Origin of the sequence: Microcoleus sp. F4-D5 (genome assembly GCF_036704885.1) — a bacterium.
Taxonomy (GTDB): Bacteria; Cyanobacteriota; Cyanobacteriia; order Cyanobacteriales; family Microcoleaceae; genus Microcoleus.
Window position 1 is genome coordinate 66,004 of the sequence record NZ_JAUBSX010000006.1, and the last position, 13,476, is coordinate 79,479.

The 13,476-nt window shown below is 43.6% G+C and carries 10 protein-coding genes; 5 read left to right on the plus strand and 5 right to left on the minus strand.

Annotated elements, in window-relative coordinates; genetic code table 11:
• Window positions 1–17: 17 nt before the first annotated feature.
• The 3 genes from QUA80_RS04700 to QUA80_RS04710 form a co-directional block, all read right to left on the minus strand.
• Entirely contained in the window at window positions 18–227 is a 210-nt protein-coding gene (locus QUA80_RS04700; RefSeq protein ID WP_333421886.1) for a hypothetical protein, read from the minus strand.
• A 76-nt stretch (window positions 228–303) separates the two neighbouring features.
• Complete coding sequence (locus QUA80_RS04705) at window positions 304–531, minus strand: hypothetical protein (protein ID WP_333421887.1); 228 nt, start codon at window positions 529–531, stop codon at window positions 304–306.
• A gap of 46 nt (window positions 532–577) precedes the next feature.
• Window positions 578–982 (minus strand): Nif11-like leader peptide family natural product precursor, encoded by a 405-nt coding sequence (locus QUA80_RS04710; protein ID WP_333421889.1) that lies wholly within the window; start codon window positions 980–982, stop codon window positions 578–580.
• A gap of 505 nt (window positions 983–1,487) precedes the next feature.
• Here QUA80_RS04710 and QUA80_RS04715 point away from each other — a divergent pair.
• The 4 genes from QUA80_RS04715 to QUA80_RS04730 all read left to right on the plus strand — a co-directional run bounded on the left by QUA80_RS04715 (window position 1,488) and on the right by QUA80_RS04730 (window position 11,960).
• Complete coding sequence (locus QUA80_RS04715) at window positions 1,488–7,898, plus strand: AAA family ATPase (protein WP_333421890.1); 6,411 nt, start codon at window positions 1,488–1,490, stop codon at window positions 7,896–7,898.
• Window positions 7,895–8,926, plus strand: coding sequence for a response regulator (locus QUA80_RS04720; RefSeq protein ID WP_333421892.1), 1,032 nt, complete (start codon window positions 7,895–7,897; stop codon window positions 8,924–8,926). Before QUA80_RS04715 ends, QUA80_RS04720 begins: the two co-directional genes overlap by 4 nt.
• An 81-nt stretch (window positions 8,927–9,007) precedes the next feature.
• Window positions 9,008–9,640: a response regulator gene (locus QUA80_RS04725; RefSeq protein WP_445302201.1), complete on the plus strand. Its 633-nt coding sequence runs from the start codon at window positions 9,008–9,010 to the stop codon at window positions 9,638–9,640.
• A gap of 142 nt (window positions 9,641–9,782) precedes the next feature.
• Window positions 9,783–11,960: a flotillin family protein gene (locus QUA80_RS04730; RefSeq protein ID WP_333421894.1), complete on the plus strand. Its 2,178-nt coding sequence runs from the start codon at window positions 9,783–9,785 to the stop codon at window positions 11,958–11,960.
• A 262-nt stretch (window positions 11,961–12,222) separates the two neighbouring features.
• On the opposite strand, the gene QUA80_RS04735 is transcribed toward QUA80_RS04730, so the two are convergent.
• Both QUA80_RS04735 and QUA80_RS04740 read right to left on the minus strand, forming a co-directional pair.
• On the minus strand, window positions 12,223–12,639 hold the full coding sequence (locus QUA80_RS04735; RefSeq protein WP_333421896.1) for a transcriptional regulator: 417 nt from the start codon (window positions 12,637–12,639) through the stop codon (window positions 12,223–12,225).
• A 37-nt stretch (window positions 12,640–12,676) separates the two neighbouring features.
• Window positions 12,677–12,985 carry a type II toxin-antitoxin system HigB family toxin gene (locus QUA80_RS04740; protein ID WP_333421898.1) on the minus strand — a complete coding sequence of 103 codons (309 nt, stop codon included), beginning with the start codon at window positions 12,983–12,985 and terminating at the stop codon, window positions 12,677–12,679.
• A gap of 144 nt (window positions 12,986–13,129) precedes the next feature.
• Here QUA80_RS04740 and QUA80_RS04745 point away from each other — a divergent pair, with 144 nt between their 5' ends.
• Window positions 13,130–13,414 (plus strand): DUF2470 domain-containing protein, encoded by a 285-nt coding sequence (locus QUA80_RS04745; RefSeq protein ID WP_333421900.1) that lies wholly within the window; start codon window positions 13,130–13,132, stop codon window positions 13,412–13,414.
• The last annotated feature ends 62 nt before the right edge of the window (window positions 13,415–13,476 follow it).

A 13,476-nucleotide genomic window follows, 5' to 3' on the forward strand; every position in this document is an offset into this window, starting at 1 on the left:
GTCTCCTTTAATTTGTGTTAGGAACGAAACAAATCAAAAATTTTGGTAGGGATTGTTAGACGAAATGTGGGCTTTTCGCCGCTGACTGTGATAGTACGGATACCGCCCGCGATCGCATCTAATTCCAATTCGTCCAATTCTTGATTAGTTGAATTTTCCGGTGCGAATGCTGTGATTTGGGACAACTCGGACGGTAATTCTTGCGAAAATTGATTGTTGCTTTCCATCAGATGTTTCCTCCTGACATAATTAGTGAAATTTGCTTCCAAAAGTGATTGAAGCAACTCCTAGCAAAGTTGCCTGCTATCCAACTTTTTTACCCGCAACTCCGACGACGCCATAAATTCTAGGATCGAAACCGCTGTTGTCAACAATCGCCGCTGTCCAGTTAAGGTAATCATAATCAAAATAACCGCCTGCGATCGCCTCTAATTCCAATTCGTCCAATTCTTCAGCGACAGGATTAGTCGGCGACTGTTGCACTGCTGAATCTCGATCGACTTCTCGATAAAAATGATTGCTGCTGTCCATCTGATTTCTCCTTGTGACTTTGGTGTTGTATTTAGACAAAAATGACCTACGGTGTAGGACTCAGGCCACCGACTACAGCCCCAGAAATAGCTCCTTTTGCTGCTTCCTTAAAGGGGTCTTCTCCTGTGAAAAGGCCGGCGAAAAATCCACCTAGAGCGCCTAGAAAGCCTCCTACACCAGCTCCGACAATTCCTGCACCAGCAACAGCCTCTAATTCAATGTCAGACAACTCGCCTGAAGTATCTGACTGACTCTGATATTGGGTCTCGATCGACTCCAGCCACTCAGAAACCTCTGTTGAGGAGAAATTGTAGCTTTTTTCTTTGCCCAGCGTCACAGCTTTATTTACTAAGGTTTCCCGATCCGCGATCGATCGAAACTGTAGCTGGAGTTCGGGATCTTGCGAGACTTCTTGAAAAAAATGATTGATGCTTCCCACTTCAAAAGACATGAGATTTGCTCCTTGGTTTATTTTTCCCAGCTAAGCTATTGCTGGTATTTTCGTAAATTTAGTTTATAAAATTACCCCGCCGAAGTCGCTAGCCCAAAGTTTAGTTTTGCACCTCTAAAAAAATACCTGTTTTAACTAATCTTTAGTTGGGGAGATTTCCTGAACTTTTGGCTAGGTATCGCAGATCGCATACAACTATATACTCGAAGCTGTGGAGTAAAATCTAAAATCCCAAATCCCAAATCTAAAATCCCAAATCTAAAATCGGGCGATCGCCCACAAAAAACTACTCCTAGCGCCCGGAGTCAAGCGAGCGACTGATATTATCGAACAAGCTGTATTGACTGGGAAGCCTGTCTTGGCTTCTAAAATCTAAAATCTAAGATGTGGAGTCAAATCTCAAATCTCAAATCTCAAATCTCAAATCGACTGATGGCTCACGCACATCTTGTATGAGGAGCAAATTTATGCTATGTTCGACTGCAAAGTTGACCGCAGGCTGAATATGCTCACTTTTCCTGGCGTTGAAGTCACAGATCTCATCTATGAAAGCGCAAACTCCCTGGTTTACCGAGCATTCCGACAACCCGACAGTCTCCCCGTCATCCTCAAAGTCCTTAAAGAAAATTATCCCACACCCCAAGAACTCGCCCGCTATCGCACAGAGTATAAAATTACACAATCTTTGAATCTGAGTGGCTGTATAAAAGCCTATGATTTGCAGCCATATCAAAACACGCTGGTGATGTTTGTCGAGGATTTTGGTGGCGAATCCTTGAAAATTTGGATGCAGCAGCAAAAATTTAGTATTGCAGAATTCTTGCGAATTGCGATCGCCACCACAGAAAGTTTACAACAACTTCACAGCGCCCACATCATTCACAAAGACATTAACCCTTCAAATATTGTCTTCAATCTAGCTAACGGACAACTCAAAATCATCGATTTTGGCATTTCCACGCAGTTAACGCGCGAGAATTACACCATCAAAAATCCCTACATTTTAGAGGGAACTCTTGCTTATATGTCGCCGGAACAAACCGGCAGAATGAATCGCAGTTTAGATTACCGCACTGATTTTTATTCCCTGGGCGCTACCTTTTACGAACTGCTGACAAACAAATTGCCTTTTGACACTCAGGATGTGCTGGAATTGGTACACAGTCATCTCGCTCAACAGCCCTTGTCTCCATCTCAGGTTAATTCCGAAATTCCGCAAATTGTTTCCGATATTGTGATGAAGTTGATGGGAAAAAATGCTGAGGAGCGGTATCAAAGTGCGATCGGCATAAAAGCAGATTTAGAAGAATGTTTAAATCAACTGGACAGCCATAACAACATATCAGTTTTTACCCTAGGATGTCAAGATATTTCCGATCGGTTTCAAATCCCGCAAAAACTTTACGGCAGAGAGCGAGAAATTGATAGTTTACTAACAGCTTTTGAAACAGTCAGCAGTCACAGGCAAGATGCCTGTGCCACAAGTTCAATGATGCTGATTTCGGGATATTCTGGTATCGGCAAATCAGCTTTGGTGCAAGAGTTATACAAACCGATTACTCAACAGCGCGGTTATTTCATATCCGGGAAATTTGACCAATATCAGCGCAATATTCCCTACAGCGCAATTGTCAGCGCTTTGCAGGATTTAGCCAAACAACTGTTGACAGAAAGCGAAGCAAATCTAAATGAATGGCGGGAAAAACTATTAGCAGCATTGGGAATAAACGGTCAAGTGTTGATTGACGTGATTCCTGAAATTGAATTAATTATCGGCCAGCAACCCGCGCCACCAGAATTGGGTGCGGCAGAAGCGGAAAATCGCTTTAATTTTGTGTTTCAAAACTTCATTAAAGTTTTTACTCAACCCGAACATCCTCTGACAATATTTATCGATGATTTGCAGTGGGCTGACGGGGCATCTCTCAAGCTGACGCAACTGCTGATGAATGCTTCGTCAACAGGACTGTTTTTAATTGGGGCTTATCGGGATAACGAAGTTTCCGCAGGTCATCCGTTAATGCTAACAATTGAAGAGATTGTCAAAAATGGAGCAAAAGTCGATCGCATTTTTCTGTCACCTTTGGATTTAGCCTCTGTGACTCAACTGATTGCTGATGCCCTGAATTGCCCGGAAGCAAGAGTCAACTCCCTTGCCGAGTTAGTGTTTTTCAAGACGGGCGGAAATCCTTTCTTTATGAATGAATTTCTCAAATCGCTTTATACAGAAGGACTCTTACAATTTGATTCGATAGCTTTCATTTGGGAATGGGATTCAGACGAAATTCAAGCGAGGAATTTCACTGATAATGTTGTCGAATTGATGGCTGGAAAAATTCAACAACTGCCAGATAATACGCAGGAAACGTTAAAGATAGCAGCCTGCATAGGCAATCAATTCGATCTGAAAACATTAGCCTCACTTTGCGAAAAATCTGTGGGACAAACGGCGGAGAATTTGTACACAGCGGTTGCTGAAAATTTAGTCGTATTGCTGGGGAATATGGGAGATGTGGAATTAGAAATTACCGGGAAGTTACCCAGCAGCCAATCGCTAGAATACAAATTTGTTCATGACAGAATTCAGCAAGCTGCTTATTCGCTAATTGCCGATCGAGATAAGCCGATCGTCCACAGACAAATCGGGCAAATGCTGCTGCAAAATACTCCGAAAGAGCGAAGAGAGGAAAAAATATTTGACATAGTTAATCAACTGAATTTTGGCAATGAATTAATTTACGATCGGTCCGAAAAAGATGAACTGGCTGAATTAAATCTGATTGCTGGCAATAAAGCCAAGGCATCAGCAGCTTTTCAGTCAGCTTTCAACTACCTGCAAACAGGCATAAATTTGCTGGGAGAAAACAGTTGGCTGGTGCAATACAACCTCAGCTTGCAATTGCATCAAGAAGCCGCAGAGATAGCTTACCTTTTGGGCGATTTCGAGCGCATGGAAAGTTTAGGTGCTGTTGTACTAAAAAATGCTAAAACAGTCCTCGGCAGAGCTAAAGTAATTGAGGTAAAAATGGCCACTCATGCTGCCAAAAATCAACTAGATATAGCAATTAATCTGGGTCTGGAATTTTTGAGGCAGTTGGGAGTCAAACTGCCCGCAAAGCCTAACAATCTAGATAGCATAATCGGATTGCTGGAAGTTAAGTTAACCCTAGCTGGGAAACGCATTGAGGATTTAGCCAATCTACCTCAAGGAAGCGATCCTGCTAAACAAGCTGCACTGCGTATCTTGTCATTTATGGCTACTGTCGCCTATGGCGTTGCCCCTCAACTGATGCCTTTAATTGTGTTTAAGCAGGTGATTTTATCTGTAAAGTATGGCAACTATCCTGAGTCTCTCCATGCTTATGCAGTTTATGGATTAATTTTGTGCGGAGTGGTGGGAGATATTGAAGGTGGTTATCAATTTGGTCAGCTAGCATTGAGGATGTTGGATCAATTTGGTAAGCCAGAATTAAAAACTAAAGTCCTTCTTCCATTTAATGACTTCATCCGTCATTGGAAAGCGCCAGCTAAAGAAACGTTGCCATCTTTGTTGGAGGCTTACAAAAGCGGATTGGAAACAGGACAAGTAGAAGAACGTGCTTGTGCGTCTCAAACTTACTGCGGTTATTCGTACCTCTTCGGCGCTGAATTGTTAGGGCTGGAGAACGATATTGCTACTTATGGCGAGGCAATAGAACAATCAAAATATGACCCGATTATTTGGCAGATTAAACCTTTAAAGCAGTCGGTTTTTAATTTATTAGGTAAGTCGGAAAATCCCTGCTATTTAATTGGGGAAGCCTATGATGAACGGACTGCGCTATCACTGTTAACGGCAGCTAACGATCGCACTTCGATTTTTGCCCTGCATTTTTATAAAATGATTCTCTGTTATTTATTCGGGCAATATGCTGAAGCGGTATCAAATGCAGCTTCCACAATGCAGTATGTAGATAGTGCTGCTGGAACTCTTCAAGTATCATACTGCTATTTTTATGAGTCGCTGGCTCAGCTTTCGTTCTATTCTAATGCTTCTTTTGAGGAGCAAAAGCACTGTTTAAAAACTGTCACGGCTAATCAGAAAAAAATGAAAAAATGGGCGCATCACGCCCCGATGAATCACTTGCACAAATTTAATTTAGTTGAGGCAGAAAGATATCGGGTTATTGGTAAAGATGCACGGGCGATCGACTGTTACGATCGCGCAATCTCCCTCGCCAAAGAAAACGAGTACATCCACGAAGCCGCCCTCGCTTACGAACTCGCAGCCAAGTTCTATTTATCCAGGGGTAAAGAATTAACAGCCAAAGCTTATATGCAGGAATCCCGTTACTGCTATCAACTCTGGGGTGCGGCGGCTAAAGTCAAAGATTTAGAAACGCGATACCCGCAATTATTTACGATCGATAGACCTACAAATAAAAACATTTCAACCACTACATCAACTACGGGCAGCCGTTCTAGTGATTCCTTGGATATCGCTACAATCATGAAAGCTTCCGAGGCCATTTCTGGCGAAATTATACAGGATAAGTTACTCTCCAGATTGATGAAAAATTTGATTGAAAATGTCGGCGCTCAAAAAGGATATTTAATTTTAGAAACCCAGGGAAAGTTGCTGATTGAAGCTGAAGGTGCAATTAATGATGAACGGATAACAGTGTTGCAATCTCAGCCTGTTGAAAATTGCCCGGAACTTTCCGAAGCTATTATCAATTATGTCGCTAGAACTAAAGAAAATTTAGTGTTAAATGATGCCACTCGTGAAGGTAACTTTACGAATGACCCTTACATTAAAGCACGTCAGCCTAAGTCTATTTTGTGTGCGGCTTTGATGAATCAAGGTCAACTGGCTGCTATTGTTTATCTCGAAAATAACCTCACCGCACAAGCTTTTACTCCCGATCGCCTGGAAGTTTTGCAATTGTTATCGGGACAAGCAGCGATCGCACTTACCAATGCTCAACTTTATGCAGAAGTAAAAGAACGCGAAAACCGACTCACTCAATTTATCAATGCCATGCCGATCGGGGTAGCCGTGCATGACACCACCGGACAAATTACCTACGCAAATCAGACAGCACATCAACTAAGTGCCATTCCCACAATACCCGAAGCAAATACTGAGAAATTAGCAGAAGCTTGTCAACTTTATCTCGCGGGAACTAACGAGTTCTATCCAACCGCAAAAATGCCAATCGTGCGTTCTTTGGCTGGTGAAACGGTCAAAGTAGATGATATAGAGTTCCACCGACCTGATAAAATTGTTTCCTTGGAAGTTTCCAGCACACCAATTGTGGATGAAACGGGCAAAATTAATTATGCGATCGCCGCATTTCAAGACATCACCGATCGCAAACAAGCCGAAAAAGTTTTAGCGGATTACAACCGCACTTTAGAACAGCAAGTGAGCGATCGCACTCTCGAACTCCAGCGAGAAATCATCGAGCGACAACGAGCCGAAGACGCAGCACAAGCAGCCAACCGAGCAAAAAGTACATTCCTCGCAAATATGAGCCACGAATTGCGGACTCCCCTCAATGCAATTCTGGGTTTTTCCCAACTGCTGAATCGTTCTTCTAACCTATTGCAGGAACAGCAAGAACACCTGAGTATTATCACCCGCAGCGGAGAACATTTGCTCGAACTGATTAACCAAGTATTAGATTTGTCCAAAATAGAAGCTGGACGCACGACTCTCAACGAGACCAATTTTGACCTCCACCGCCTGCTGAACGACATCGAAAATATGTTCCAACTTCCGGCAGAAAATAAGGGATTGCAGTTATTAGTAGAGCGGATGCCAGACGTACCCCGATATGTGCGAACTGATGAAATAAAATTGCGCCAAATCTTGATTAACCTGCTTTCTAACGCGATTAAATTCACATCCGAAGGCGGCATTTATGTGAAAATTAAAAATCACAATCACGAGCTTGCTCGTCAAATCTACTTTGAGGTTGAAGACACGGGAGCGGGAATTGATGTTAGTGAATTAGACAAGCTCTTTGAAGCTTTTGTTCAAACCAAAACCGGAGAAGAATCGCAACAAGGGACAGGATTAGGTTTAACGATCGCACGTTCTTTTGTGCAGTTAATGGGCGGTGAAATGACAGTCAGTTCTCGTGCGGGAGGCGGTACTATTTTCAAATTTGACATTAAAGTTAATCCAGTTGAAAGTGCCGATCGCCAACAGAAGCAGCCCACCAGACGAGTTATGGCGATCGCGCCCAATCAACCCCGCTATCGGATTCTCGTTGCAGACGACGCTTTTGACAACCGCCAACTGCTAGTTCAACTGCTTTCCGCGATCGGTTTTGAAGTTTACGAAGCCAAAAATGGGATGGAAGCAATAGAAAAGTGGGAGCAATATTCGCCGCACTTAATCTTTATGGATATGCGAATGCCAGTGATGGATGGGTATGAAGCCACCAAACAAATTAAAGCCAAAGCCTCATCTAGCTCCTCTCTTGTTAACGGCGGCGGGTGGATCGAAAGTCAATCTACAGCAATTATTGCCATAACAGCAAGTAGTTTTGAGGAAGAGAAAGCCGTTGTCCTTTCTATCGGCTGCGATGATTTTATTCGCAAACCATTTAGAGAAGCAAACATATTTGATGCTCTGCACAAACATATCGGGGTGCAATTCATTTTTGAAGAACTAAATGCGGCGCCCAGTTTCACAGAAAATGAAGTAAATGTATTGACAAAAACCGCCTTTTCTGAATTGCCTCCTGAGTTAGTAGCAAATCTCCAGCAAGCCATTAGCAACCTCGATGTGGAACAGATGCAAACAGTCATCAGTCAAATTCGCGAAATCAATCAGCCATTAGCTAGGGCGAGCGCAGCTTGCATTAAAAATTTTCAGTACGAACAGTTGCTAAATTTAATACACACATTAAGAGATGAGACATGAACAAAAACCTCCGTTTTACCCGCGAAGAAAGTATTTTAGTTATTGATGATTGTCCTGAGAACTTAAAACTTTTAAGCAGCATACTATCTGTCGCTGGGTATAAAGTTCGCTTAGCTCCCAGTGGGAAATTAGCTCTTAACTTTATCAATGCCAACTTACCCGACTTAATTTTACTGGATATTATGATGCCTCACATGGATGGCTACGAAGTCTGCGAGCAGCTCAAATCTACTCCGAAGACTCAAGATATTCCAATAATTTTTATCAGCGCTTTGCAGGAAGTTTTCGATAAGGTAAAAGCATTTTCTCTGGGCGGAATAGACTACATTACAAAACCTTTTCAACAACAAGAAGTTTTAGTGCGCGTGGAAAATCAATTGCGTCTGAGAAGGATGTCTAAACAACTCATAGACCAAAATATTCTCGAAGAGCGCAACCGCATGGCGCGGGAAATTCACGACACTTTAGCGCAAACTTTTACAGGCATCATCATACATTTGGGAGCAGCAGAACGGGTAATAGCAGCGAATCCAGAACAAGCACAAGCACACATGAAAACAGTCTGCGAATTGGCTCGCTCTGGACTGGCTGAAGCACGGCGATCCGTAGAATGTTTGCGCCCGCAACTGTTAGAAGATGGCGACTTGTATAGCGCTCTCAGCCAAATTGCTCAACAAATGTCATCAGAGACTGATACTCGTACTATTGTTGAAGTGGTTGGCACGGCATATTCCCTACCATTAGAGGTAGAAAATAATCTGTTGCGGATCGGGCAGGAAGCATTAACAAATACTTTCAAATATGCCAAAGCTACGGCTATCAAAATTGAGTTGGTATACGAAACATCGAAGTTTGTTTTGCGGGTGCAAGACAACGGACAGGGATTTGATACCGAAAGTATCTGTTTTAGGAATGGCTTTGGTTTATTGGGCATGAGAGAACGCGCCGATCGCATTAACGCGCAGCTAACTGTAAACAGCCACCCCGGAGCCGGAACAGAAGTTATAGTTTTAGTTAATCGCCAGTAAAGTAAGGTACACATTTCGCAGCATACATAGTAAGTTTGCAGTAAAAATTTCAGTTTTTTTGATAAAATTAACAGGGTAAACATGATTAACCAATCAAATATTATTCGCGTTTTAATTGCCGACGATCATTATATTGTGCGGCAAGGTTTAGTGGCGCTGCTGAATTATGAATCAGATGTTAAAGTTGTGGCGCAAGCAAGCAACGGCCAAGAAGCTATTACAATGTTCCGCGAATATCAGCCCGATGTAACGCTGATGGATTGGCGGATGCCGGTGATGGATGGAGTCGCCGCCATTGCTGCGATTTGTGCGGAGTTTCCCAGCGCCCGGATTGTGATGCTGACGACTTATGACGGCGATGAAAACATCTATCGCGGATTGCAAGCGGGTGCTAAGGGGTATCTGCTTAAGGATGCGGAACCAGAGGAGCTTTTAGCAGCAATTCGGGCGGTTTTTGAGGGTAAAAAGTACATTCCGCTAGCAGTGGGTGTTAAATTAGCCGATCGCCTGAGTGGGCCTGAATTGAGCGATCGCGAATTAGAAGTCCTCCGCCTCATAGTCGCTGGTAAAAGCAACAGCGAGATTAGTGAAGTTCTGCACATCAGCGAAAGTACCGTCAAGTTTCACATCAACAATATTTTGAGCAAAATGGGAGTTAGCGATCGCACGCAGGCCGCTATTTCCGCATTAAAACGCGGGATTGTCAGCATGTAGTTTAATTGTCAGTATTTTTTTACCGAGAAATATGACTATTATGACGGCAAATAATGATAAATAAGACCTTAAGTTTTATGTAAAAACTTTTTAGTAAGGCTAAGCTGGAACTCCTAGGACAAATTAGCCCTGCTCAAAAAAAATGCTTTATTCATTTTTGTCCAAATCTCAAGTCAAAGTCCGCGTTTTAAAACAGTTTGCAGCCGCTGTTTCGGCGTCTTTAGCTCTTAGTGCAATTAGCAGTTTGAAACCCTCGCCGGTATTAGCAGCTAGCAATATCCCCCCCGCAAATCAAACCTCGACTCAGCTAGTCGCAAAATCAGATTCTAGCTTGCAGTTAGGGCAGTTACGCAGCACTGTTCCCGTGCAGACAATGCAGCTCGATCCGGGCGGATTTATCCCGATCGCGATCGGCGGTATGATAATTATTCTGGTGCTGCCGCTATTTTTTGGCGGATTGGTAGTAATTGGCGATCGCGAAGTTGGCATTGTCAGTAAAAAGTTTAGCTTCGGCGGCAAGTCTTTACCGCCGGGAGACTTAATTGCCTTAAACGGAGAAGCGGGATATCAAGCTGATACTTTACCCCCCGGTTGGCACTGGGGTTATTGGCCTTTGCAGTACAACGTTCGCAAAGAGTCTCTGACTGTAGTTCCCCAAGGTGAAATTGCCCTGATTATCGCCGCCGCCGGCGAGTCGATTCCGCCACAGCGCATCCTAGGCAAAATCACAGAATGCGACAATTTTCAAGATGCTCGCAAATTTCTTAAAGGTGGCGGAGAAAAAGGTCGCCAACTCGGCATCCTAACGGGGGGCAGCTATCGAATTAATACAGCATTATTTACGGTAATTACAGCAGCTAATGCTCCCAAACACGGGATGACAGCGGAACAGTTGAAACTCTACAAAATTGCTCCAGATAAAGTGGGAGTCGTGACAACTTATGACGGCGTTCCAATTCAAGATGGCGAAATTGCCGGCCCGATTATTCCGAATCACGACAACTTCCAAAACGCCCAGAAATTTATCAGCGGCGGCGGGCGGCGCGGCTTGCAAGAGCAGGTTTTGCTTTCGGGTTCTTGGAATTTAAACCCTTGGTTTGTCGGGGTGGAACAAGTGCCGATGACGGAAATCCCGATCGGCTATGTCGGCGCCGTGATTTCTTATGTCGGCAAAACCTCGGAAGATGTGAGCGGCGCTGCTTTCACTCACGGAAATTTAGTAAATGTCGGCAATAAAGGGGTGTGGGTGACACCTCTTTATCCGGGGAAACATCCGCTGAACACTCGCATTTTAAAAGTAGAGTTAGTGCCGACTACTAATATAGTATTGAATTGGTCTGGTAAAACAGAAAGGCACAGTTACGATTCTAAACTTTCGTCTTTAACCGTGCGTTCTCAAGACGGTTTTGCCTTTGATTTAGAAGTAGCTCAGATTATTCATGTCGGCGCTTTGGATGCTCCAAAAGTCATCTCTCGCGTCGGTTCGATGCAGAATTTAGTAGACCACGTTTTGCAGCCGACAATTGGGAATTATTTCCGCAATTCGGCTCAAGCTTATTCTGTATTAGATTTTCTCTCGGCAAGAAGCGGCAGGCAAGCGGAAGCAGCCGAGTATATCAAAGCAGCTTTGCGTACCTACGACGTGCAGGCAATTGATACTTTGATCGGGGATATTTTGCCACCTGCAGAGTTGATGCAAACTCAAACAGATCGCAAAATTGCTGAGGAACAGTGCAAGACTTATGAGGTGCAGCAATTAGCGCAAACTCAGCGGCAACAATTGGTGCGGGAAACGGCGCTGGCTGAGATTCAGCAAGAGATGGTGAAATCCGAACAAGGCGTGAAGATTTCTGAGTTGAAAGCCAATTCTCAGGTTAAACAAGCTCAAGGCGAAGCTGAGTCGATTCGGGTGAAGGGAAATGCTCAAGCTGAAGCTTATCGCGCGGGTGTTGTAGCTTTGGGAGGTTCCGGTTATACGGCTTTGCAGTTAATGCAAATTATAGGCGATCGCAAAGTGCGAGTTGTGCCGGATGTTGCGGTAACAGGCAACGGTAGCGGTGGCGGTTTGGTTGATGGTTTGCTGGGAATGATGATGTGGAATCAAACTAGCAAAAATGGAGAAAATGGCGGGGAGTTACCATTAGTTAATTTACAGAAATCCGAGCAGACTGTTTTGGAATCTGCGACCAAGTTACCAGTAGCAAAGGTGCATTCAGCAAAGCCGCCGGCATCTCGCGCTAATTCGCCTGTTGGGAATTCTGAGTCTGATATTGATTCGCGGTTTGATGAATTGCCGTTTGACGATCGATCTTTTAGTTAGGCTGTGCAGTTTGTAGTGAGCACTGTAGGGGCGGGTTCACCAACCATCTGTCCCTAAAACAGATAATTTCATAAACCCGCCCCCGCCCAACCGTAAATCCCCACCTACCTCTTTCAAAATACAAGTTTGTAGCTTCTTGGGTTGAGCGCGATCTTTACCCAACTCTCAACGAGTCCCCAAGTTGGGCGGAGCGAAGCGTAGGGTTCGTTCCTCAACCCAACCTACTAAAGTCCTGACTACAAACGAAAAGCTTGCGGAAAATTCAAGCAGTTATTTTAACTGGATGCAGCGGAAAGAAAACAGCCGGCGAGACGCGGAAAAACTCGGCAAGTTTTTGGATGTGTTCCGTTGTAAGTTGGCGCTTTTCATGGAGGATATCTGAGACAATAGACTCTGTTTTAAAAATAGGAACTAGGTCTTTTTGTCTCAGATCAAATTCTTCGATTAAAGCCTTTAATAGTTCTATCCCATAAATGTCAGGTATGGGTTCTAAAGTTTGCTCGTACTCGTAAACAAGCATTCCCAGTACGTGGAGGTAGTCGCGTTCGTCGGGAGTCAGTTCGCCTTTATCTAACAAAGAGTCGATCGCTTCTTGAGTTGCCATTAACTCCTCCTCAGCAGTTATGGGTCGCGGCGGAAATGTTTTGAGTAGTTCGATATAAGCGCTAGAGTTTTTCATGTGACTATGCAATATTAAGAAAGTAGAACATTATCTATTATTGATACCACGGGTCTTTTTTCCATCGCTCTTCATCATATTCTTCATGGGTAAGTACAGCTCGAATAAAAACCTTTTTAGGTCGATATTCATAATCTATGAAGGTAATCAGTCTGTAGTTATTACCTCTGATGTTAAACACAGTAAAGTTTCCAACTATATCGGCTGAGGAAAAAACTGCTTTCACTTCAGCTAAATTTGACCACTCTGCTGTTGTTGCTAGTTTGTACCAATAGCGCAGGCTTGTTTCGGCATCAGGATACTTTTCCCAGAATTTCCTGAGTGCTGATTGAGAGATAACGTGCATACAGTTCCTCGATAACAAACAAATTTACGCATCGATTGGACTGTCGCTAAAATCATTTGAATTTCATCTTAGCAAATTGCGAAGTATTTTGTCAACTCCGATTCGCAGTACAATCGAGCGATATTGCATCTGAGGAATCTCCCCATGTCAGAACAGTTTTCCACTGAGATTAGCGATCGCATCTGCACTCACATGAACGAAGACCACGCTAGTGCTGTCGTGCTGTACGCTCAAGCATTTGGCGACCAACCGCAGGCAACGGAAGCTCAAATGCTCGCTATTGATGCCAACGGCATGGATTTAACCGCTAAAGTCAATGGCGAAACAGTGCCCGTCAGAGTAAATTTCGATCGCACTTTAAAAGACGCCGAAGATGCTCACCACACTCTCATTGAAATGGTGAAACAAGCTCGAAAAGTTGCTAAGTAGCCAACTACTCACTATTCTGTTATAATTTTAACGTTTGCAGTACGGACTTTAGTCTGGTTTAA

Coding starts and splice junctions, on each gene's coding strand:
- QUA80_RS04720 (WP_333421892.1), top strand. CDS start 7,895: ATGAACAAAAACCTCCGTTTTACCCGCGAAGAAAGTATTTTAGTTATT.
- QUA80_RS04700 (WP_333421886.1), bottom strand. CDS start 227: ATGGAAAGCAACAATCAATTTTCGCAAGAATTACCGTCCGAGTTGTCC.
- QUA80_RS04705 (WP_333421887.1), bottom strand. CDS start 531: ATGGACAGCAGCAATCATTTTTATCGAGAAGTCGATCGAGATTCAGCA.
- QUA80_RS04710 (WP_333421889.1), bottom strand. CDS start 982: ATGTCTTTTGAAGTGGGAAGCATCAATCATTTTTTTCAAGAAGTCTCG.
- QUA80_RS04740 (WP_333421898.1), bottom strand. CDS start 12,985: ATGCACGTTATCTCTCAATCAGCACTCAGGAAATTCTGGGAAAAGTAT.
- QUA80_RS04725 (WP_445302201.1), top strand. CDS start 9,008: ATGATTAACCAATCAAATATTATTCGCGTTTTAATTGCCGACGATCAT.
- QUA80_RS04735 (WP_333421896.1), bottom strand. CDS start 12,639: ATGAAAAACTCTAGCGCTTATATCGAACTACTCAAAACATTTCCGCCG.
- QUA80_RS04745 (WP_333421900.1), top strand. CDS start 13,130: ATGTCAGAACAGTTTTCCACTGAGATTAGCGATCGCATCTGCACTCAC.
- QUA80_RS04730 (WP_333421894.1), top strand. CDS start 9,783: ATGCTTTATTCATTTTTGTCCAAATCTCAAGTCAAAGTCCGCGTTTTA.
- QUA80_RS04715 (WP_333421890.1), top strand. CDS start 1,488: ATGCTCACTTTTCCTGGCGTTGAAGTCACAGATCTCATCTATGAAAGC.